The organism is Cognatishimia sp. F0-27, from assembly GCF_020667845.1.
Classification (GTDB): Bacteria; Pseudomonadota; Alphaproteobacteria; order Rhodobacterales; family Rhodobacteraceae; genus JAFMPQ01.
In genome coordinates, this window is the sequence record NZ_JAFMPQ010000005.1 from 111,146 (window position 1) to 131,271 (window position 20,126).

19 protein-coding genes are annotated in these 20,126 nt (G+C 64.1%); 9 read left to right on the forward strand and 10 right to left on the reverse strand.

Features of this window, described 5'->3' with window-relative positions:
* Positions 1 to 355: 355 nt before the first annotated feature.
* The 5 genes from J1C49_RS04650 to J1C49_RS04670 all read right to left on the reverse strand — a co-directional run bounded on the left by J1C49_RS04650 (position 356) and on the right by J1C49_RS04670 (position 4,092).
* A complete protein-coding gene (locus J1C49_RS04650; RefSeq protein WP_227444641.1) occupies positions 356 to 877 on the reverse strand; it encodes a GNAT family N-acetyltransferase in 522 nt (173 codons plus the stop codon).
* Between the two features lie 40 nt (positions 878 to 917).
* Positions 918 to 2,000, reverse strand: a complete 1,083-nt coding sequence (locus tag J1C49_RS04655) for a methyltetrahydrofolate cobalamin methyltransferase (protein ID WP_227444642.1) — start codon at positions 1,998 to 2,000, stop codon at positions 918 to 920.
* 273 nt (positions 2,001 to 2,273) lie between these two features.
* Positions 2,274 to 2,675 carry a RidA family protein gene (locus J1C49_RS04660; RefSeq protein WP_227444643.1) on the reverse strand — a complete coding sequence of 134 codons (402 nt, stop codon included), beginning with the start codon at positions 2,673 to 2,675 and terminating at the stop codon, positions 2,274 to 2,276.
* A gap of 124 nt (positions 2,676 to 2,799) precedes the next feature.
* Entirely contained in the window at positions 2,800 to 3,726 is a 927-nt protein-coding gene (locus J1C49_RS04665; protein WP_227444644.1) for a methylenetetrahydrofolate reductase, read from the reverse strand.
* A 42-nt stretch (positions 3,727 to 3,768) separates the two neighbouring features.
* On the reverse strand, positions 3,769 to 4,092 hold the full coding sequence (locus tag J1C49_RS04670; RefSeq protein ID WP_227444645.1) for a virulence factor: 324 nt from the start codon (positions 4,090 to 4,092) through the stop codon (positions 3,769 to 3,771).
* A 592-nt stretch (positions 4,093 to 4,684) separates the two neighbouring features.
* Here J1C49_RS04670 and J1C49_RS04675 point away from each other — a divergent pair.
* The 5 genes from J1C49_RS04675 to J1C49_RS04695 all read left to right on the forward strand — a co-directional run bounded on the left by J1C49_RS04675 (position 4,685) and on the right by J1C49_RS04695 (position 9,595).
* Entirely contained in the window at positions 4,685 to 5,398 is a 714-nt protein-coding gene (locus J1C49_RS04675; protein WP_227444646.1) for a sulfotransferase family 2 domain-containing protein, read from the forward strand.
* Positions 5,399 to 5,431: 33 nt separating this feature from the next.
* Positions 5,432 to 6,544, forward strand: coding sequence for a Ppx/GppA phosphatase family protein (locus tag J1C49_RS04680; protein WP_227444647.1), 1,113 nt, complete (start codon positions 5,432 to 5,434; stop codon positions 6,542 to 6,544).
* 81 nt (positions 6,545 to 6,625) lie between these two features.
* Complete coding sequence (locus J1C49_RS04685; protein WP_227444648.1) at positions 6,626 to 7,351, forward strand: RlmE family RNA methyltransferase; 726 nt, start codon at positions 6,626 to 6,628, stop codon at positions 7,349 to 7,351.
* A gap of 355 nt (positions 7,352 to 7,706) precedes the next feature.
* Positions 7,707 to 8,180, forward strand: a complete 474-nt coding sequence (locus J1C49_RS04690) for a lipocalin family protein (RefSeq protein ID WP_227444649.1) — start codon at positions 7,707 to 7,709, stop codon at positions 8,178 to 8,180.
* Between the two features lie 5 nt (positions 8,181 to 8,185).
* A complete protein-coding gene (locus tag J1C49_RS04695; protein ID WP_227444650.1) occupies positions 8,186 to 9,595 on the forward strand; it encodes a carnitine 3-dehydrogenase in 1,410 nt (469 codons plus the stop codon).
* On the opposite strand, the gene J1C49_RS04700 is transcribed toward J1C49_RS04695, so the two are convergent.
* A complete protein-coding gene (locus J1C49_RS04700; protein ID WP_227444666.1) occupies positions 9,577 to 10,341 on the reverse strand; it encodes a hypothetical protein in 765 nt (254 codons plus the stop codon). The genes J1C49_RS04695 and J1C49_RS04700 overlap by 19 nt on opposite strands.
* Positions 10,342 to 10,451: 110 nt before the next feature.
* On the opposite strand from J1C49_RS04700, the gene J1C49_RS04705 reads away from it, so the two are divergent.
* On the forward strand, positions 10,452 to 11,327 hold the full coding sequence (locus tag J1C49_RS04705) for a glycosyltransferase family 2 protein (protein ID WP_227444651.1): 876 nt from the start codon (positions 10,452 to 10,454) through the stop codon (positions 11,325 to 11,327).
* A gap of 14 nt (positions 11,328 to 11,341) precedes the next feature.
* On the opposite strand, the gene J1C49_RS04710 is transcribed toward J1C49_RS04705, so the two are convergent.
* From J1C49_RS04710 to J1C49_RS04725, 4 genes are all read right to left on the reverse strand, one after another.
* Positions 11,342 to 12,202, reverse strand: coding sequence for an alpha/beta fold hydrolase (locus J1C49_RS04710; RefSeq protein ID WP_227444652.1), 861 nt, complete (start codon positions 12,200 to 12,202; stop codon positions 11,342 to 11,344).
* Positions 12,199 to 12,708: a hypothetical protein gene (locus J1C49_RS04715; protein WP_227444653.1), complete on the reverse strand. Its 510-nt coding sequence runs from the start codon at positions 12,706 to 12,708 to the stop codon at positions 12,199 to 12,201. Before J1C49_RS04715 ends, J1C49_RS04710 begins: the two co-directional genes overlap by 4 nt.
* Before the next feature lie 144 nt (positions 12,709 to 12,852).
* Positions 12,853 to 14,229, reverse strand: a complete 1,377-nt coding sequence (locus tag J1C49_RS04720; protein ID WP_227444654.1) for a M20/M25/M40 family metallo-hydrolase — start codon at positions 14,227 to 14,229, stop codon at positions 12,853 to 12,855.
* A 187-nt stretch (positions 14,230 to 14,416) separates the two neighbouring features.
* Positions 14,417 to 14,680, reverse strand: a complete 264-nt coding sequence (locus J1C49_RS04725; RefSeq protein WP_227444655.1) for a hypothetical protein — start codon at positions 14,678 to 14,680, stop codon at positions 14,417 to 14,419.
* Positions 14,681 to 15,330: 650 nt separating this feature from the next.
* On the opposite strand from J1C49_RS04725, the gene hemA reads away from it, so the two are divergent.
* From hemA to ispG, 3 genes are all read left to right on the forward strand, one after another.
* Positions 15,331 to 16,554, forward strand: a complete 1,224-nt coding sequence (hemA, locus tag J1C49_RS04730) for a 5-aminolevulinate synthase (protein WP_227444656.1) — start codon at positions 15,331 to 15,333, stop codon at positions 16,552 to 16,554.
* A gap of 130 nt (positions 16,555 to 16,684) precedes the next feature.
* Positions 16,685 to 18,769, forward strand: a complete 2,085-nt coding sequence (locus tag J1C49_RS04735) for a helix-turn-helix domain-containing protein (RefSeq protein ID WP_227444657.1) — start codon at positions 16,685 to 16,687, stop codon at positions 18,767 to 18,769.
* 145 nt (positions 18,770 to 18,914) lie between these two features.
* On the forward strand, positions 18,915 to 20,051 hold the full coding sequence (gene ispG, locus J1C49_RS04740; protein WP_227444658.1) for a flavodoxin-dependent (E)-4-hydroxy-3-methylbut-2-enyl-diphosphate synthase: 1,137 nt from the start codon (positions 18,915 to 18,917) through the stop codon (positions 20,049 to 20,051).
* Positions 20,052 to 20,126: the final 75 nt, after the last annotated feature.

Consider the following 20,126-nt stretch of genomic DNA (forward strand, 5'->3'; position numbering starts at 1 on the left):
CGCGTTCGTGCAGGCGCAGCAAAACCGCGCCGTGAGGCGGATGCATATCGCATGCACAATCCATGCACATTCCATGTGTATCGCAGCTGCAGCATGGCCGGGCCGTGCAAAGCGCCAGCGGCGGGGCGGAGCGGGTTTTCCGGGCGGGGATGCGGGGCGAGTTCCATGCGAGATGGCGCGCGGCCGGGATGGCGCGGCTGGGATGGAGCGCGGCACAGCGCGCCGAGCGGTGTCGGCGGCGACGGTGTCGCAAGGCGGGGCGCTTTGGGTGTCCTGAACAGGCGGGGCGCAACAAAGCGGGGTGCTCGATCTCGCAGGTGGGGTGCGGTTGTCCCCCGGCGCGCGCGCGGCGGGATCAGGCGCGTTTCGTGTAGAGCGTGAGCGACGGGGTTGAGCGCGCCGCATCCGGCAGGAAGCCTGCCTTGAGCAGCACCTTTGCAGAGCCGGTGTTTTCCGGAACGACGCTGCCATGGATCACGCGCCCCGGTCCTGGGGGCAGGGCGCGCAGAAGGCCCGCAACCAGCTCACTGGCGAGGCCGCGCCCCCAATATGCCTCTCCAAGCAGATAGCCGATGCGCAGGTCCTCAGGGGCGGGCTGCGCGAGGGTCAGAAGGCCGAGCAGCGGACCGCCTTCCCGCGGGCGCAGGGTGTAAACGGTGCCGTTGGCCGCGCGCGCATCGATCCAGGCGCGCATGGGGTCGCAACGCGCGAGGTCCGGCTGCAAGCTGTCGGGCAGGTGGCGCAGCACGGGCTCTGAGAGCAGTCCGGCCAGGGCGCGGCCGAGGGACGCGCGGCATTTTTCGTCGCGAAGACTGGCGGCCCAGTTGCGGACCGTCAGTCTTTCGGTATCGAAATCGGGGCAGGGTGCTGTGCTCACGGATGTGTTGTCCCGCGCAGGCCCGGGCCCGGGCGGTTGGTCAGGCGCGCCTGCGACGCCCTCCGGTGCGGCCCGCGCGTCCGCGCCCCTCGTGACCGGCCTTGGGCGGTTGGCGGTTGAATTCGATCCAGGCTGCGCCCCCATCGTCGTTGTTCGTCAGGAAGTTTGCCGCGCGGATCGCTTCCATTTCCTTGCCCGGGCGCGGTTTCGTCGAGCCCATGCCGAACATCTGCACGAAGGTTTCGTCGTCCATGCCCTCGGGCAGGATGATCCCCGCGGCTTCGACCTCTGCCCGTTTTTCGGCGAGCTTGGCGGCGTTCACCGGCAATGCGACCGGGTTCATGATGGCCGATGTCATGCCGGCGCCCATGGCCATCGGCAGGAAGGCGTTGTTGATGCCGTGGCGATTGGGCAGGCCAAAGGAGATGTTGGACGCGCCGCAGGTGGTGTTGACGCCCAGCTCTTCGCGCAGACGGCGCACGAGCGTGAAGACCTGCAGCCCCGCGGTGCCCATGGCGCCGATCGGCATGACCAGCGGGTCGACCACGATGTCATGCGCCGGAATGCCGAAATCCGCCGCGCGTTCGACGATCTTTTTGGCCACCGCAAAGCGGACCTCCGGATCCTCGGAGATGCCGGTGTCGTCATTGGAGATGGCCACAACCGGCACGTTGTATTTCTTGACCAGCGGCAGGACCAGCTCCAGCCGCTCTTCCTCGCCGGTCACCGAGTTGAGCAGCGGGCGGCCTTCGGCAGCCTTGAGGCCGTTTTCGAGCGCGCCGGGCACGGAGCTGTCGATGCAGAGCGGGCAATCGGTCACCGCCTGCACCCGTTCGATCAGCGCGCGCATGAGGTCTGGCTCGACGAAGTTGTTGTCGGCGTAGCGCGGGTCTTCGGCCATCTTGTTGGAGAACACCGCGCCCGAGTTGATGTCGAGCACGTTGGCCCCGGCGGCGACCTGCGCCAGCGCGTCGGCCTCCACGCGGGAGAAATCGCCGCGCTCGAGCTCTTCGTTGAGGATCTTGCGGCCCGTCGGGTTGATGCGTTCTCCGATCACGCAGAAGGGCTCGTCAAAGCCGATCACGGCGGTCTTGGTCTTGGATTCGATGACGGTGCGGGTCATGGAGGCGCTCTCTTTTCTGTGCCAGGGACGTCGTCTTTGCGCGACCCTAGAAGGTCCGATGCAAAGAGCCTGTGCGCAAACGACATAACCGCAAACACGCGCGACCTACAGGATCATTCCGTTCATGATGATGGTGAACGCGGTTACAACGCAGGCGGCGTTCGGGATGACGCACGCCTCGGTGCGCATATGTCCGAGCGCGTTGGACTGCCTCGCAGCCCGGTCGCGCGACACGGGCGGGGCAAGGGCGCAGGTCGGTACAAACGCGATAACCTATATGGCGTCGGCGACCACCGCGTCGACTTCGATCTCCACCAGCCATTCGGGGTTCACGAAGCGGCTGACCGCCATGATCGTGTCGACCGGGCGCGCGTCCTGACAGAAGAGTTTCCTGGCCTCGATGGCCTGTTTCCAGTTGTCGATATCTGTCAGGATGACACGGGTGCGGACGATATCATGAAGGCCTGATCCGGCCTCTTCCAGCGCAGACCGGATGATTTCAAAGCAGCGCCCGGTCTGGAGGAAAACGTCACCGACGCCGACGGTGTTTCCATTCTGATCAACGGGTGCGGTGCCGCCGACGGCGATGAACGGTCCGACCCGAACGGCACGGCTGAAGCCGACAATCGCCTCCATGGGATTGCCGTTGGAGATCAATGTTCTTTGGGACGCCATGGACCATACTCCGGAATGCACCTTTGGAGCATAGACCAAAATCGGCCTTCTGTCGCGTCTGGCCGTCGGTTGGGCCAGACGCGACATGTCCCGAGCGTTGCCTGCCTGGCTGCCGGAGGCGGGGTTACGCGCGCCCCGCCGGTGTCGCGGAGGCGCCGCCGTGCTCGATGGCCCAGTTTGCGTTGGTCTTGATGCCGCCGAGCGGGAAGAAGTGCACCCGTTCGATGTTGAAATCGGGGTTGGCGGCCTTGTGGGCGGCCAGCTCAGCGATCACGTCGGTGGGCTCGTAGGGCAGGAGCAGCTTGGAGACGTCCATGGCGCGCTTTTGCAGCACCTTGAGCGAGGGGCCGACGCCGCAGGCGATGGCGAATTTGATCAGGGTTTGTAGCTTGGCGGGGCCCGCGATGCCGATATGGATCGGCAGGTCGATGCCCGCGGCGCGCAGACCGTCGGCCCATGCGATGATCGGCTTGGCCTCAAAAGCGAACTGCGTGGCGAGCGCCATCTGCGCGTCGGTGCGTTCGGAGAAGGATTGCTTCCAGCGCAGGGCGTCGTCGACATTGGCGCTGCCGCCGTCGGGGTCGATGTCGCGATTGCCTTCGGGGTGGCCCGCCACATGCAGGCGCTTGAACCCCGCCTTGTCGAACAGGCCGGTTTCGAGCAGCTGCATCGAGCAGTGGAAATCGCCTTGCGGCGTTGCGACACCGCCCGCGAGCAGCAGCGCCTGATCCACCCCGGCCTCGCCCTGGTAGCGCGCGATCCAGTCGGCCAGCGTTGCCGCGTCCTTGATGATCCGGGCGGGGAAATGCGGCATGACCCGGTAGCCATCCTGTGCAAGGCGCGCGGCGGTGGCGACCATCTCTTCGATCGGCGTGCCCTCGATATGGGCGATGTAGACCCGCGTGCCCTCGGGCAGCAGGGCGCGGAAATCCTCCACCTTGGCGGCGGTGCGGGGCATCACCTCGATGGAATAGCCGTCGAGGAACGCCTCGACCTGGGGGTTGACGCCGGAGGGCGTCTCTTCGCGGCGACGGAAATTGAGCAAGGCCATAAGCGCCTCCCTGAGGGTCATGAGGTCAAGAATCGGGGCGCATCAGGCCTGCTGTCCGTTTTCGGTGGGCGCGGCCCAGCCGTCATTGGCGATCAGGGTCTTGATGCGATCGGTGTCGTACTCGGCGTCGAGCCGCGCCGCTTCCCGTGTGGCGATGGCCTGGGGGTCGCCCTCGATGCTGCCGGACGGCGCCTTGCGCCACTCGGCGAGATAGGCGTCCGTTTCGGAGGCGCCGACCTTCATGGCGGCGCGGTCGATGGCCTGCTCGAACCGTTCGGGCAGAATGGCTTTTGCGCCGCGCCGGCCTTTGCCGACGATGACCTGCGCGGGGATATCGCGCCAGTAGACAATGGTGACATCGGGCATGACGATGGATCCTCGGAAGCGGTGTCTAGTCCTCAATAGCGACTGCCGCGCGCCATGCAGGGTCGGATTTCGACGCAAGCGGTGCTCTTCGCGACAGCTGGCCGCAACATAGGGATCTGCGGAGCCGGGCCAAGGGGGCGGGACCGTGGGAGTTTTCATGGATTGCATGAGGGTGATTCACATCGTGAGGGAGGCGGATTAGCAAAGCATAAAGGAACGGCGGGTAGAGTTGCGTTCGAAGCGCGCACATGCGGTGCCGGGTCCGGATGGCACGCGTTGATCCAGCGCGGGGCGCGTGAGGGCTTCGATAGGCCTCCGGAGGTCGGGGCGAGCGCATCGGCGCAGGGAGCAGGCTGTGTCGGCGCGCGCTGCGTCGCGGCCATGGGCGCGGGCTGCCTCGCGGTGCGGGTCTCGGCATCCAAGCTTGCGCGCGGGGGATCGGGACGCGCCGCGCTGCACGGGCAGGAACGCGACCTGTGTCCGGGGCTGGTGTGGAGGCCGTGCGCGGGCGGCAACGCGGCCTGTCCGGGGCTGGCGTGCAGGCCCTGCGCGGGGCGGTGCACAATTGGGAAAGGAGCGAGCCACGCGGGACATGGCGATCGTGATCGAAGCATATCGGATTGCGTATATGGCGCTGCCGAAGGCGGCCTGTTCGTCGGTCAAGCTTGCGCTTGCGGGCATTGACCCCGCAGCGCCCCGCGGCTTTGCGGACGGTCGCGGCGGGCATGACGTTCACAACGTGCACGGGCTCTACCAGACACGGCGCTTTCGGCCGCATCGCTGGGCCGCCTATGAAGATCATTTCAGGTTTTGCGTGATCCGCGACCCGGTCGAGCGTCTGCTTGCGGTCTACACCAATCGGGTCTGCGAGATCGGGGAGCTGAAGATGAGCCGCCGCCTGCGCCGCCATGCGCCCGAGTTGCCAACCGATCCGGACCCGGACACGTTTTTCCGCAATCTCGACCGCTACAAGGCTCTGGCATCGTCCATCAAGCACCATGCGCTCGGGGCGTGGGCCTTTGTCGGGCCGGAGCTCGGGCCGGCGCGCTACAACCGCGTTTACCGGATCGAAGAGCTCGATGCGCTGGCGTGGGACCTCGGGTTGCTGTCGCGCCGCAGCGTGGAGATTCCGCGCGCCAACCGGTCTCGGGCGCGGCTGCAACTTGAGGCGTTGTCCGGTTCCGCAATCGATGCGATCCGGCCATTTCTCGACCGCGAATACGCGCATCTCGGGGCGTTCTATGACAATCCGCTTGGATCAAAGATGCACGCGTCTTGCGCGATTGGGTCCGCATGCGTATCTTGAAGCCAACTTGATCTTCCATAAAGGCGCAGAGACATGGCGCCAAAGCGTCCCGAGGCTGCGGGCGCTTTCCCGATACCGGTTGAGAGCACCGCGCCCGACAGGCCCGATCCCAACGCGCTCTATGCCGCGTTGGATCTGGGAACAAACAGTTGCCGCATGCTGATTGCCCAGCCAAAGGGCAGTCAGTTTCATGTTGTGGACAGCTTTTCCAAATCGGTCCAGCTGGGCCAGGGTTTGGAGCGATCCGGCCGTCTGAGCCGATCCTCGATGGCGCGCACCATCGCGGCCCTGCGCGTGTGTCGTCAGAAGATTGACCGTCACAATGTCGCGCGGATGCGGCTTATCGCGACCGAAGCCTGCCGGCGCGCGGCCAATGCGCGCGAGTTTATCCGCACCGTGCGGCGCGAGACCGGGCTCAAGCTCGAAATTATCCAGCCGGAAGAAGAGGCGCGGCTGGCGGTGATTTCCTGTGCACCCCTGGTGTCGACCAAGACCGAACAGCTGCTGGTGGTGGATATTGGCGGCGGCTCGACAGAGCTGGTCTGGATCGATCTCAGCTCCGTGGCCCCGCGCGACCGGCCCCGTGCGATCATGCGTCTGCATGCAGGGTTCCACACCGCCGACAGCCCGTTCCCCACAGCCAAGGTGGTGGACTGGATCTCCGTCCCGCTGGGCGTGGCGACCTTGCGCGACCAGTTTTCCGATGTTGAGGCGGATTCCGCGCGCTACGCTTTGATGAGTTGCTTTTTCGAGGAGCATCTGGCGGATTTCACCCCGTACCAGGATGAACAGGCCCGTGAGGGGTTCCAGATCGTCGGCACCTCCGGCACCGTCACCACGGTCGCGGCCTCGCATCTCGGGCTCAAACGCTATGACAGGACCAAGGTGGATGGCCTGCGCATGAGTTCGGACCAGATCGAAAAGGTCATCCAGCGCTACCTGTCATTGGGGCCGGGGGGGCGCCGGCGCGATCCGAGGATCGGGCCGGACCGGCAGGCGCTCATCATGTCGGGCAGCGCGATTTTGCAGGCGCTCCTGCGGCTTTGGCCGACCGACCGGCTTTCGGTGGCGGATCGTGGCCTGCGTGAAGGGCTGCTTTATGCGCAAATGTCGGCCGATGGTGTTCTCGAAGACGGACCGTTATAGCATGTCTGCGGTAGAGCCGGGGGCCAGCCCCCGGACCCCCGGAGGTATTTTTGGACAGAAGAAACAAGGGGGCGGCGCGTCATGGCGAAGCAGCCGAAAAACGCATCCGGGCGCGGGCAGCGCGATCTCAAGGTCAAGGTCAAGACCGCGCGCGGGCGCAAGCTGAGCTCGACGCTATGGTTGCAACGGCAGCTGAATGATCCGTATGTGAAGCGCGCCCACGCTGATGGCTACCGGGGGCGGGCGGCCTACAAGATCCTGGAACTGGACGATAAATACCGCTTCCTCGTGCCCGGCGCGCGGGTTGTGGATCTTGGCTGCGCGCCGGGCGGCTGGTGCCAGGTGGCGGTCCGGCGGGTGAATGCGCTTGGCGAGCGCAAGAGCAAGGCGCAGGGGTTTGTCCTCGGGGTGGATCTTCAGGAGGTCGATCCGATCCCCGGCGCGCAGATCCATCAGCTCGACTTCATGGAAGATGGCGCTGACGATAAGGTCAAGGCTTGGCTGGGAGGGCCGGCGGATGTGGTGATGTCGGACATGGCTGCGTCTGCGTCCGGCCACAAGCAAACCGATCACCTGCGCATCATCGCGCTTTGCGAAGCGGCGGCGGAGCTGGCTTTCGACGTGCTCGAAGAGGGGGGCACCTTTGTGGCGAAGGTGCTGGCCGGGGGGGCGGAGGGGACGCTTCAACAGACACTGAAGAGGCGTTTCACCAAGGTTGCCAACGTCAAACCACCCGCGAGCCGTCAGGACTCCTCGGAGAAATTCGTGGTTGCAACCGGGTTCCGGGGCCAGATCTCCGACAGATAGTCGCGTTGTCTGGTCCATCGCCAGCGGTGCCGCGGCGGTGACAGGGTGACGAACGATCCCTGGGCGCGGTCGATCCAGGTCAGGGCCTGATCCGGTGGCAGGCCGTCGAGACCGGAGGGTCGCTCGCGTGCGAGGACCTGGTGCAGCCAGAACAGCCGCGCACGGGCTTCCGAAGGATCGGAAGGCAGGCGCGCGCCATCTGGCGGGAATGGGCTGAGCAGTGACATGGTCGTTGGGTAACAGCGGATTGCGGCGAGAATGGCGCGCCGGAAGGGTGCTGTCGGGGCATTTGTGGAATTCGTGATTGACGAACCGCGTGAAGTGAGGCCCCGTGGGCGCAACGGTGGAGGTGGGCATGCGCAGCCTTGGGGCTCTTGGACTTGGTGTTCTCGGACTTGTGGGACTGACCGCCTGTGCCGCACCTGAGCTCGAGCCGCTGCCCGCCGCGTTTTCGCTTCCTTTGCGCAACCCCACGGCGCCCATCGCGTCGCAGAGCGATGTGACCCTTGCACGGCTTCAGGGCGCTTGGATCGTGACCGAGGGTGCGGGCATCCCCTTGGGGACCGTCCAGTTTTCCAGAGATCACGTGGTTGTAGAGGGCGTTCGTCTGCCGGTCGCCATGACAACCGGCGGGCGATTGCGCTTTGGTGACGAGGATTTGTGGGTCCATTGGCTGGACATCAACAACCGCACCGCGGCGATCGGCGCGCCATCGGGCGGGCGGGTCTGGATCATGGACCGGACCGGCCAACCCGGCGAGCGGCGTGCGGCTGCACGCAAGATCCTCGCGTGGTACGGCTATGATCTTTCAAGAATGACAGAGGGTTAGGTGACATGCGTCAGGTGGCGATCATTGGCGGCGGCGTGATTGGAGGCGGATGGGCCGCGCGGTTTTCGCTGATGGGATGGTCCGTGGCATTATACGATCCTGACCCGGACGCGCCGCGCAAGATGGCCGAAGTCATGGACGGGGCGGCGCGTGCGCTGCCCATGCTCTACGACGCGCCGATGCCCCGACGCGGCGAGATCACGGTCTGCGCGAGCCTTGCGGAGGCCGTGCGCGATGCCGAGTGGATTCAGGAAAGCGTCCCGGAGCGGCTTGATCTCAAACACAAAATTCTTGCAGAGATCCAGGACTCCTGTCGTTCGGACGCGGTGATCGGGTCGTCCACGTCCGGGTTCAAGCCGTCGCAATTGCAGGACGGCGCCCGGCGTCCGGACCAGATCATGGTCGCACACCCGTTCAACCCGGTATATCTGCTGCCGCTGGTCGAGCTGGTTCCCGGCATGAACAAAGACCCGCAAAAACTTGACATTGCAACGAAAACCCTGCGCGAGATCGGGATGTTTCCGCTTGTCGTACGCGCCGAGATAGACGCGCATATCGCCGATCGTTTCCTCGAAGCCGTGTGGCGCGAGGCGCTGTGGTTGGTCAAAGACGGCGTGGCAACCACAGAGGAGATCGACAACGCAATCCGGTATGGATTTGGACTGCGTTGGGCGCAGATGGGGCTGTTCGAAACCTACCGTGTTGCGGGGGGCGAAGCGGGGATGCGGCACTTCATGGCGCAGTTCGGTCCTGCGCTGAAATGGCCCTGGACGCGCCTGATGGATGTGCCGGAGTTTGACGACGCGCTTGTCGATCTGATTTCCGATCAATCAGATAGCCAGTCTGGTGGGTACTCCATCCGCGGTCTGGAACGGCTGCGGGATGACAATCTGGTTGCGATCTTGCGCGCGCTGAAAGGGCAGGATGCTGCGGCCGGGCGGATCATTGCGGAGCACGACGCGCGGATGCGTGCCCCCTTGGCGGATACGGTGCCGCTTGTGACCGTGCGGCGTTCGGTCCCTGTCGATTGGTCGGATGTCAACGGTCACATGAACGAAGGGCGCTATGGCCAAGTGTTTTCCGATGCGTCGGAGGCGTTGATGGCGCATGTGGGCGCGGATCGCGCCTATATCGCTGGAGGGTACAGCTACTTTACCGTGGAAACCAAGATCAAGTATGTCGCGGAAACACTTGTGGCTGAAGATTTTTACGTAGAAACACGCGTGGTGTTGGGCGCTGGGAAAAAGCTCGGGCTTTGGCATGAGATGAAGCGGAGTGCTGATGATGAAACGCTTGCCACATGCGATCAGTTCTTGCTGCATGTTTCTTTGGAGACCCGGAAGTCCTGCCCACCCATTCCGCATGTTGCGCATGCCGTGGAGGCGCTGGCGCTGCGTCACAAACCGGTTTCGTAAAGGTATCCAACTCTCTTTTCCAGTGAAAGATCAATTTGTTGCAGCGCAAATCTCAAGTCACCTTGCGACAGATGGCGCGGCGTTTCGGGCCGGCTTTGGATTGCTGGTTTGAATCTGTTGCCCAAGCGCCTCGTGATGGGCCGGAACGGTTCGTGGTTCGTAAGGTCGAGACTGTTTTTGACGTCTCTCAAGAAGGCTTCGGGGTCTTTGGCCAAGGCTTCATAGCGCACGAAGTACACGCTGCAACCTCTTGAAAGATAAGTGAGTGAAGCGCTCATCTTGGCACGGCGCAGGGCGAAGATATTGGCGAAGCGGTCACCGGTCGCGGGGTTTCGGTCCGCCTGAAGGGGCGCGCCGATCAGCGTGTCTTGGCATGCTTGCGGAAAATAGCGCTTGCGGTCAATGATCGTCTCCCATTCCGCTCGGATAAAAGACGAAAAATCAAGCGCCTGCATGGCGATGCTACAGTGCCAGGGACGTGCGTGCATCGACAGGACCCAATCGCGCACATCCCGAAAAATGCAAAACACACAGACGTCCGAAGGGATGGCGATCATACTCGGAAATCCATGTTTCCATGCAAGGCCATCCGCCGGGATCAGAGGCGTATTTTTAACCAGCAAGCGATTGATGTAATTGGTTCCGGACGCACGTTCTCCCACAACGTGAAAGCGGCGTATCCGATGATCGGTAGACTGCATGAACCACCCGCGGCGGCGCATGCGGTTTGTCATCGGGTCGATCATGGGCTGCACGGAGGCTTTCGTCCTTTTTGCCGTTTTCAACCTTTTGTAAGGAGGTTTGGTGCAGAATTCTCTAACGGCGCATCGGTCCGGTGACATATGCGGGAGGGAACATGCAATCTGTGGCGGCGGCCCTGACCATGGTGCGCGATGATTTGTTTTTTCTGGCGCTCTGGGTCGCGTATTATGGCGGGCTGCTCGGGCGGGAGAATTGCACCGTGGTGAATCACGGACGATCTCCGGAGGTCGCGGCCTTGGCGGAGGGGTGCAATATCATCGGTTTGCCGGCGGCCCCGCGGAGCGATTTTGATGTCAAGCGGTGGCGTCTATTGAACCATGTCTTGCAGGGGCTGCGCTGCTACTACGATCATGTGATCGTCGGCGATGTGGATGAGCTTGTCGTCGTCGATCCGCAACATGGCGGCACCTTGCTCGATCTCTTGCGCCGCAGTCCACAGCGGCAGGTCCTCACTCCTGTTGGGCTTGAGGTCATCCATCGCCGGGACCGTGAGAAAGACCCGATTGCGGGCAAGGTCCTCGGACCACGTCGGCATGTGCGCGTCGCGCCACATTATGCCAAGCCCTGCATCCTGTCTTCGGGCGTGAAAATCGCGCGGGGCGGGCATTTCAGCCGGAGCGCGCAGCTCAACACGCCGCAAGGGCTTTACCTTCTGCATCTGAAGTTCTGCGACTTCGACGCCTATTGCGATGCGATGGACCGGCGAAACCGGATTGCCGAGGAAATCGGAGGCAAGCCGCGCGATGTCGCGGTCGGGCGGCACTGGTTTCGCGAAAGGCGGGGGGATGATCAAGCGGTCTTTGACGGCTTTGCTGATCTTGAGGAGAAGCAGGGCTTTGATCTTGAGTGGGTGCGCCGGGACATGCACGACAGCTGGGCGCCACGCGGCGATACCGGCTTCTGGGAGTTCGCACGGCCGGACTACCAGGTGCAATACCGCTTGCCAGACCGGTTTTCGGGGATCGCCTGAGGGTGACCGGCGGCTCAAAGAGACAAGGGTGCCAAGAAGGCGCGGAGCTGGGCCACCGTTTCCTGTGGGGATTGGTCGGGGAAAAAGTGCCCGCCGGAGATCGACCGCGCCGTCATGTTGTCGAGCCTGTCACGCCATGTGGCCGCGACATCCATCGCTTGCGCCATCGCACCCTCTGCGCCGTAGGCGACAAGGGCGGGGCAGGAGATCCGGCGTTCCAGATCGGCGGCGTCCATGGCGAAGTCTATGTCGATCGCGGCGCGATAATCGTTGCACATGGCATGGATGCATGCCGGGTTGCGCCAATGGGTACGATATCGCGCAAGCATGGCCGGGTCGAAATCAGCCAGAGTCGCCTTCCCGAAGCCCAGAAGGCAGCGTTCGAAATACGCGTCGGGATCATGGGCGATGAGCGTTTCGGGAAAGGGGGCCGGTTGGGCAAGAAAGAACCAGTGATAGTAGCTTCGGGCGACGGACGCTGTGAGATCTGCAAGCAGACGGTGCGTCGGAATGATATCCATGAGCGTGAGGCTGGCCACGCGCTCTGGAGCATCCAGCGCCATCCGATGCGCGGTTCGGGCGCCGCGATCGTGACCCACGAGATGAAAGCGCCCAAAGCCCAACTGTTCCATGAGCGCCAGCATGTCACGCCCCATGGAACGGAACGACATGGCGTCGACCGTATCGGGTTTGTCACTGTCGCCGTATCCGCGCAGATCCGCGGTCACCGCGGTGTGGCTCGCGGCCATCTGAGGCGCAATGCGGGTCCACATATGCCGGTTTTGCGGGAAGCCGTGGAGCAACAAGACCGGCGGGCCGGACCCCGTAACGTCATAGGCAATGCGCAGCGCATCAGGCGTGAAAAAATGGGTCATAGCCCCCAGGAGGAGACCGATACCGCGGCAGAGAAGTCAACCCCGGGCAGGTGTCGCTCCACGTTGGATCCGGCCGACAACAAAATCGCCTGCGCGTCCTGACCCAGCATCGCGAAGGCAGCGCTGCGCACTTCCTCGGGGATGTGGGTCAGGGCGAGCGCTACACCGACACCAAGGAGCAACGCACGCGAATTGGAGCGAGCAGACCCCGTGCGCAGAAACATCCGGATGAGATGCGTTGCAAAAAGTGTCAAGGATGCCAGAAGCGCCGCGGCCACGGCCATCAGGACCGCATCGCGCAGCGCCGGGCTGAGCGCGGTTTCCAGCGCCGTGCGGTTCTGAGCCACGACGACCACCAGATACGCCCAGAAAAAGCCCAGACAAAGCGATGGCAGAGGGCGATGCGGGGTGGGTTTGACGAGCGTGCCCCGCATATATGCGGGGTCGATACGCCCAACGCGGCGGTCAAAATCCTGGCGGGTCTGGTTGCGGATCGTGCGTTTCATACCCCCTAAGTGGCGGTCAAATCAGGCCGGGCTTCGCCGCGAAAATGACGGTTCTTGGGCATTTTGCTCATGTTTTGTGCAACAATGGTCCCAAACAGGGCGATTGATGCCTGTTCGGGAACAATGGCTCTTTGGCGCGGGGCTCTAGCGGGTCGCGATGGCGTCGAGTATGCGGGCCCAGCTCCGCGTTCCCTTGTGGAAGCTTTCGAGGTCGTATTTCTCATTCGGGGAGTGGATCTGATCGTCATCCTTGCCCCAGCCGACCAGCATCGACTCCATGCCGAGGATTGTCTTGAAATAGCCCGCGATCGGAATCGATCCGCCGCATCCGGTAAAGGCCGCCTCTTCGCCCCATTCCGCGGAGAGCACCGCGCGCGCCGCTTCGAAGGCCGGGTGGTCGGTCTCCATCTGTCCCGCGGGCGAGGCGCCGTGTTCATCGAATCGCACGCTGACATCCGGCGGCAATTGTGCCTCGACCCAGGCGCGGAAATGTTTGCGGATCTCATGCGGATCCTGCTGGCCGACAAGGCGGAAGCTGATCTTGGCGGAGGCCTGGGACGGCAGCACCGTCTTGAACCCGTCGCCGGTATAGCCGCCGATGATGCCGTTGATCTCGGCCGTCGGACGCGACCAGATCATCTCGAGCGCGGTGTGTTGGGATTCGCCCGCCGGGTCCGACAGACCGACATCGCCGAGGAAGCGCGCATGGTCGAAGCCGAGCGCATCCCATTGCGCCTTGATCGGCGGCTCGAGTTCGGGCACGCCATCGTAGAAATGCGGCACCTGGATCGTGCCATCCGGCCCGTGCAGGTTGGCGAGAATCGACGACAGCACCCGGATCGGGTTCATCGCCGCACCGCCGAACATGCCCGAATGCAGGTCCTTGTTCGGGCCGGTGAGGGTGATCTCTTCGCCGAGAAGACCACGCAGCCGCGTGACGATGGCGGGCACCCGGCTTTCGAACAGGCCGGTGTCGCAGATCAGAACGAGGTCGGCCTTGAGCTCTTCGGCATTCTCCTCGAGGAAGGGAATCAGCGACGGGGAGCCGGATTCCTCCTCGCCTTCGAAGAAAAAGGTGATCTTGCAGGGCAGGCTGCCATGCACTGCTTTCCACGCGCGGCAGGCTTCGACAAAGGTCATGAGCTGGCCCTTGTCATCCGAACTGCCGCGCGCACGGATCACCTTGCCGTCCGGCGTGTCCTCGATGGCGGGGTCAAACGGATCGCGGTCCCAGAGATCGAGCGGATCGACAGGCTGCACGTCGTAATGGCCGTAAAAGAGCACATGCGGTCCGGGGCCGTCGATATGGCCGACCACCATGGGGTGCCCGGTGGTGGGGCGCACGGCGGCGTCAATCCCGAGGCTCTTGAGGTCGTCCGCCAGCCATTCCGCAGCGGTCTGGCACGCGTCCTTGTAGGCGGGATCTGTGGAGATCGACGGGATTCGCAACAGCGCCAAAAGGCGGTCGAGGGCGGCGTCGAGATCGGCGTCGATTCGGTCGAGAACGGGGTCGAGAGACATGACAGCTCCGGCTTGATGGACAAGGTTCTTGCGGGAGCCTAGCAGGGCCGGGCCGACTGTCCAGAGCGCCGCGCGGCAGAGCAATGGGACGCACGGGCTGGCACAGACGGCAGCGCGCAGGACACCGGGCGTGGTTCGTCGAGAGATCCGCAGTGGAAGGCGGGCGCATCCCCCGCGTGTCGCGCGCTCATTGGCCCATGCCCGCCGCGCCAAGCCGGGTCGCGGTGCCTTGGCCTTGGATGCTGCGAATGTCAGACGCGTTGCCGGCCTGATGGCCGTGCATTTCGTCTTCGCCGGGCGTGTCGATGCTGCGGGCTTGATTCGCGTCGTGAAACCGGGCGTTGACCACATCGTCCGGGCCGGCCCAGGGGTTGGCGTGTCCGGCGCTGAGTGCGTTGGCGCCAGCCCACAGCGCGCAAAACAGTGGTGCGATCGCGCAGATCGATTTCATGCCTGATATCCTCATGGTTTTTATCGGTTTGTTATGTTTCAAACGTATGCGGTATTTTGCATGTGAAGGCAAGACTGGCCGACAAAGGACAAGGATGCAGCGACCAGCGAGCACGAAGCGACACGTGGTGCGGTGGACCCATGCGCCACCGGCATCGGCAGCGGTTCGTCCGAGGGCCAGCGTCTGGCGTTCTTGGCGCGACCGGCCCCGCCCCGACTTGCGCGGGTTCAATCAGCACCGCTTCCACAGGCCAATCGCGGGCGGGGCGGCGGCGCCCATCATGCTCCGGAATGCCGGGAGCCTGAGAGAGGGCCAATGCGCGGGGCGGGCCCACGCCCGTGCCGGCGGACATGGGGATGGGGGGAGCGGGATGCGAGGTGAGACAGGCTTTGTCCGACATCCCGGCAGGCCGCGCCCCGGGCAGTCCAGACGGGCCGGGCGGCAGGGTGATTGCCCATGTCCGCCGCATGTGGCACACGGCGCGCGCCCGGGTCTGTGCATCGGGGCGGACGCCTCCATGTTGATGCAGATCAAGGATGCGACCGTTCGTCCGGGGCAAAACGATTGTCAAAGATGCATACGCCCTATATCCATTCACGAACTTGAATGCACAGGGCTGTAGGAGCGGCCTGGCCGCATGGGAGACGACCTTGGACTATACTGCGCAGCTCGACACCGCCCTGAACCGCCTGCACGAGGAAGGGCGTTACCGCACGTTCATCGATATCGAGCGCCGCAACGGGCAATTCCCGCACGCCATGTGGCGCAAGGATGACGGCTCGGAACAGCCAATCACCGTGTGGTGCGGCAATGACTATCTGGGCATGGGCCAGAACCCGGTGGTGCTTGAGGCGATGCACGAAGCGCTTGATGCAACCGGCGCAGGGTCGGGCGGCACGCGCAACATTTCCGGCACGACGGTCTTCCACAAACGGCTCGAAGCGGAGCTGGCCGATTTGCACGGCAAGGAATCGGCCCTGCTTTTCACATCGGCCTATATCGCGAATGACGCCACGCTCTCGACGCTGCCGAAGCTGTTTCCCGGGCTGATCATCTATTCCGATGCGCTGAACCACGCGTCGATGATCGAGGGGATTCGCCGCAACGGTGGCGAGAAGCGCATTTTCAAGCACAACGATCTGGACGATCTGCGCGCCAAGCTCGCTGCGGATGACCCGGATGCGCCCAAACTGATCGCGTTCGAGTCGATCTACTCGATGGATGGCGATTTTGGCCCGATCGAGGCGATCTGTGACCTTGCCGATGAATTCGGCGCGCTGACCTATATCGACGAAGTGCACGCGGTGGGCATGTATGGTCCGCGCGGGGCCGGGGTTGCGGAACGCGACCGGCTCATGCATCGCATCGACATCATCAACGGCACGCTGGCCAAGGCTTACGGCGTGATGGGCGGATATATCGCAGCATCGGCGAAAATGTGTGACGCGATAAGGTCTTACGCTCCGGGCTTCATCTTTACGACATCGCTTCCGCCGGCAGTGGCCGCCGGGGCCGCGGCCTCGGTCGCCTATCTCAAGCGGGCGCCCGAACTGCGTGAGCAGCACCAGGTGCAGGCGCGGATCCTCAAGACCCGTCTCAAGGGGCTCGGCCTGCCGATCATCGATCACGGCAGCCACATCGTCCCGGTGATCGTCGGGGATCCGGTGCATACGAAGCAGCTCAGCGACATGCTGCTCGATGGCTATGGCATCTATGTGCAGCCGATCAATTTCCCCACTGTGCCGCGCGGAACGGAGCGGCTGCGCTTCACGCCGTCGCCGGTTCACGGGCCGAAGGAAATGGACGCGCTTGTTCATGCAATGGATGAACTTTGGAGCCATTGTGCGCTGAATCGTGCCGAACTTTCCGCCTGATCCAGTCTACGCCTGTCAAATGGCTTGGTTTATGCTACGATAGCCTTAACAAGACGCCCACGAATCTTGATTCGAAAGGGTTTCTGATGGGCAGGCGCAGGACGTAGAGCGACATGGCGGGGCAGGCGACATGATTGGGCGCAAATCCCAAGATCACACGAAGGATGCGGGCGAGGTTATCGCTCCGCAGGGTTTTGACGACTTCGTGATGAAGTTGGGCGACGTCATGCGCGGCGAGCGCGCCACGCTGGGCAAGAGCCTGCTGGACGTGCAACGCGAGCTTCGGATCAAGGCGAGTTACATCGCCGCCATCGAGAACTGTGACCCCTCTGCCTTTGACACGCCCGGTTTCATCGCCGGATATGTGCGATCTTATGCGCGCTATCTCAACATGGACCCCGAGGAGACCTTTGCGGCGTTTTGCGCCGAAAGCGGCTTCACGGTGGCACATGGCATGTCCGAGAAGGCCTCGACCATCCGCAAGTCCGGTCGGGGCGATCAGGGCGGGCCGGCTTTACGGGCGCGCGATCCCTTTGCCGAGCCGGCACTGCCATTCTCACCCACATCCGACAGCGTGTTCTCGCGCATCGAACCGGGGGCCATCGGCTCGACGCTGGTGCTCTTGGCGTTGATCGGGGGCATTGGCTACGGCGGCTATGCGGTGTTGCAGGAGGTGCAGCGCGTGCAGGTGGCGCCGGTTGAACAGACCCCGCTCGTCCTGAGCGAGCTTGATCCGCTGGATGCCGCGGGCGCGCCGGAGCAGACCGAACCCGATGCAGACCAAAGCCGCGTGGCGGGCTTGTTTTCGCCCCCGGCCAATGGGGGCTTCGACCGGCTATACCGCCCCGAGGCGCTTGACGTGCCGGTGCTGACCTCGCGGGACGGGCCGATTTCCACGCTTGACCCGGACAGCGTCGGGCTTTTCGCGCGTGTGGGCGACACGCGCCCTCCGGAGTTTCAGGACAGCGCCAACGCCGCCGCGGCGCTTGTGGCCGAGTTGACGGACCGACCGTCGGACCGGCTCACCGCGGCAACACCGGTCCATGCCGGGGTCACCGTCGTGGCTGCGCGCCCGGCCTGGGTGCGGGTCAGCGATGAGGCTGGCCGGGTGCTCTATACCGGCGTGATGAATGCGGGCGATACCTTCGCCGTGCCGCAGGATGCCAATGGGCCCGTCATCCGGGTGGGCGAAAGCGGCTCGGTCTATTTTGCGGTCAATGGCCAGACTTTTGGCCCTTCGGGGGCACGCGGGCAGGTGACCAACGGCATCGCGTTGAGCGCGGAGGCCATCTCGGAGCGATATGCGCTTGCGGATCTCGACGCAGATCGGGATCTCGGACGCGTCCTGGCGGAGCTAGACATTCGCCCGGCAGCCCCGGCCCCTGTGGTGCAGGTTGCCGAAGCGGTCCCGGAGACGCCGTTCCTCGCACAAGCGGGACGGGACCGGGCGGTTCCGCAACCGCAGTTGCGGGCCTTTGAAACGCCTGTGATCGCGGAACGCGCGCCGGTCGAGCCAGAGCCGCGACCGCTGAGCTTCGCCGAGCTTGCCTTGACCGAGACCGCTTCGGGCATCGACTCGGCGTTGCGCCCGGAGCCGCGCAGCCCCGCGGTTGCCGCCATTGGCGAGGCGCTCCGTGCCACGCGCGAGGCCGAGGCGCTTCAAATTGCGGCCGCCGAAGAGGCGACCCGCCCGGTGATCGCGCCGCTTCCACAAGTGCAGCCCGTCCAGCCCGTGCAGCAGCGGGTCGAGCCGGTGGCGCCTTTTGCGCAGCGCGCCGAGGGCGATATCCTGCCGCTCCAGCCCGTGCAGCCGGTGCAACCGCTGCGTCAGCCGATCCCGCAGCCGCGCGTGCTGGCAGAGGCTCTGCCGGGTGTGACCATCGTGGCCAAGCACGAGGCGTGGATCGAAGTGACCGCCGCCTCCGGCACGAAGCTTTATGCCGAAACCATGTTGCCGGGCGATACGATCACCCTGCCGCAAACCGAGGTGCCGCCGGATATCTTCACCGGCGATGCCGGCGCGGTGTATTTCCTGGTTGGCGGGCAGACCTATGGCCCCTACGGCGAGCGTGGCCAGTTTGGCCGCGACCTGAAGGCCTCGGCCGAGAATGTGCGCGCGCGCCTGGCCGTCGCGGACCTGACCAGCGAGCCGGACCTGGCCCGCATGGTCGCGGAATTGAGCCAGCAGGTCCTGACCGGCGGCGGCAATCAGTAGCGCCCGCGCGTTGGCTTCCATCATTGATGAGCCGCACGGCACGCGCTAAGCATGGATCATGCCACGCTTGGCGTGCGGCGCGTGCAAGCGGGCCGGCGCCATGCGCGACAGCCACCCGATGACGAGCAAGAACGGACGTTCCCCCATGAGTCACAATCCCATCCGCCCCTGGCGCAATATCGACAGGCGCGTGTCCCGCCAGATCATGGTTGGTTCGGTGCCGGTGGGCGGCGATGCGCCGATCTCGGTGCAGACCATGACCAACACGGTGACGACGGACATCGCGGGCACCATCGATCAGATCCAGCGCAGCGCAGAGGCAGGGGCCGATATCGTGCGTGTCTCGGTGCCTGACGAGGACAGCAGCCGCGCGCTCAAGGAGATTGTCAAGGAAAGCCCGGTTCCCATCGTTGCGGATATCCATTTCCACTACAAGCGCGGGATCGAAGCGGCAGAGGCGGGGGCGGCCTGCCTTCGGATCAATCCGGGCAATATCGGCTCCGAAGAGCGCGTGCGTGAGGTGATCAAGGCCGCGCGCGACCACAATTGTTCGATCCGCATCGGGGTGAATGCCGGGTCGCTGGAAAAGGACCTTCTTGAAAAATACGGCGAACCCTGTCCCGACGCGATGGTCGAAAGCGGGCTGGACCATATCAAGATCCTTCAGGACAACGATTTTCACGAGTTCAAGATCTCCTGCAAGGCGTCGGACGTGTTCCTGGCGCAGGCAGCCTATATGGCGCTGGCCGACGCGACGGATGCGCCGATCCATCTGGGGATCACCGAGGCGGGATCGCTCAATGCGGGCACGGTGAAATCGGCCATTGGTCTTGGCAACCTGCTCTGGATGGGCATCGGCGACACGATCCGTGTGTCACTCTCCGCAGACCCGGTCGAGGAAGTGCGCGTTGGCTACGAGATCCTCAAGAGCCTCGGACTGCGGCATCGCGGGGTGAACATCATTTCCTGCCCGTCCTGCGCGCGCCAGGGGTTCGACGTGATCAAGACAGTCGAAATTCTTGAGGAACGGTTGGAGCACATCAAGACGCCGATGAGCCTGTCGATCATTGGCTGCGTGGTCAACGGCCCCGGTGAGGCGTTGATGACCGATGTGGGTTTCACCGGCGGCGGCGCGGGGTCCGGCATGGTGTATCTCGCGGGAAAGGCCAGCCACAAGATGTCCAATGACCAGATGATCGAGCACATCATCGAAGAGGTCGAGAAGAAGGCCGCCGCGCTGGAAGCGGAAAACGCCGAAGAAGACGGGATGGCGGCGCAGTAACGCGGAACGCGTGCCCGGCGGCGGCAGGCAGGGCGCTTGGCTGGCGGCAGCAAGGCCGGACCCTTGCCCAGCCGT

Coding starts and splice junctions, on each gene's coding strand:
- J1C49_RS04655 (WP_227444642.1), bottom strand. CDS start 2,000: ATGACCCGCACCGTCATCGAATCCAAGACCAAGACCGCCGTGATCGGC.
- J1C49_RS04660 (WP_227444643.1), bottom strand. CDS start 2,675: ATGGCGTCCCAAAGAACATTGATCTCCAACGGCAATCCCATGGAGGCG.
- J1C49_RS04665 (WP_227444644.1), bottom strand. CDS start 3,726: ATGGCCTTGCTCAATTTCCGTCGCCGCGAAGAGACGCCCTCCGGCGTC.
- J1C49_RS04670 (WP_227444645.1), bottom strand. CDS start 4,092: ATGCCCGATGTCACCATTGTCTACTGGCGCGATATCCCCGCGCAGGTC.
- J1C49_RS04675 (WP_227444646.1), top strand. CDS start 4,685: ATGGCGATCGTGATCGAAGCATATCGGATTGCGTATATGGCGCTGCCG.
- J1C49_RS04680 (WP_227444647.1), top strand. CDS start 5,432: ATGGCGCCAAAGCGTCCCGAGGCTGCGGGCGCTTTCCCGATACCGGTT.
- J1C49_RS04685 (WP_227444648.1), top strand. CDS start 6,626: ATGGCGAAGCAGCCGAAAAACGCATCCGGGCGCGGGCAGCGCGATCTC.
- J1C49_RS04690 (WP_227444649.1), top strand. CDS start 7,707: ATGCGCAGCCTTGGGGCTCTTGGACTTGGTGTTCTCGGACTTGTGGGA.
- J1C49_RS04695 (WP_227444650.1), top strand. CDS start 8,186: ATGCGTCAGGTGGCGATCATTGGCGGCGGCGTGATTGGAGGCGGATGG.
- J1C49_RS04700 (WP_227444666.1), bottom strand. CDS start 10,341: ATGATCGACCCGATGACAAACCGCATGCGCCGCCGCGGGTGGTTCATG.
- J1C49_RS04705 (WP_227444651.1), top strand. CDS start 10,452: ATGCAATCTGTGGCGGCGGCCCTGACCATGGTGCGCGATGATTTGTTT.
- J1C49_RS04710 (WP_227444652.1), bottom strand. CDS start 12,202: ATGACCCATTTTTTCACGCCTGATGCGCTGCGCATTGCCTATGACGTT.
- J1C49_RS04715 (WP_227444653.1), bottom strand. CDS start 12,708: ATGAAACGCACGATCCGCAACCAGACCCGCCAGGATTTTGACCGCCGC.
- J1C49_RS04720 (WP_227444654.1), bottom strand. CDS start 14,229: ATGTCTCTCGACCCCGTTCTCGACCGAATCGACGCCGATCTCGACGCC.
- J1C49_RS04725 (WP_227444655.1), bottom strand. CDS start 14,680: ATGAAATCGATCTGCGCGATCGCACCACTGTTTTGCGCGCTGTGGGCT.
- J1C49_RS04735 (WP_227444657.1), top strand. CDS start 16,685: ATGATTGGGCGCAAATCCCAAGATCACACGAAGGATGCGGGCGAGGTT.
- ispG (WP_227444658.1), top strand. CDS start 18,915: ATGAGTCACAATCCCATCCGCCCCTGGCGCAATATCGACAGGCGCGTG.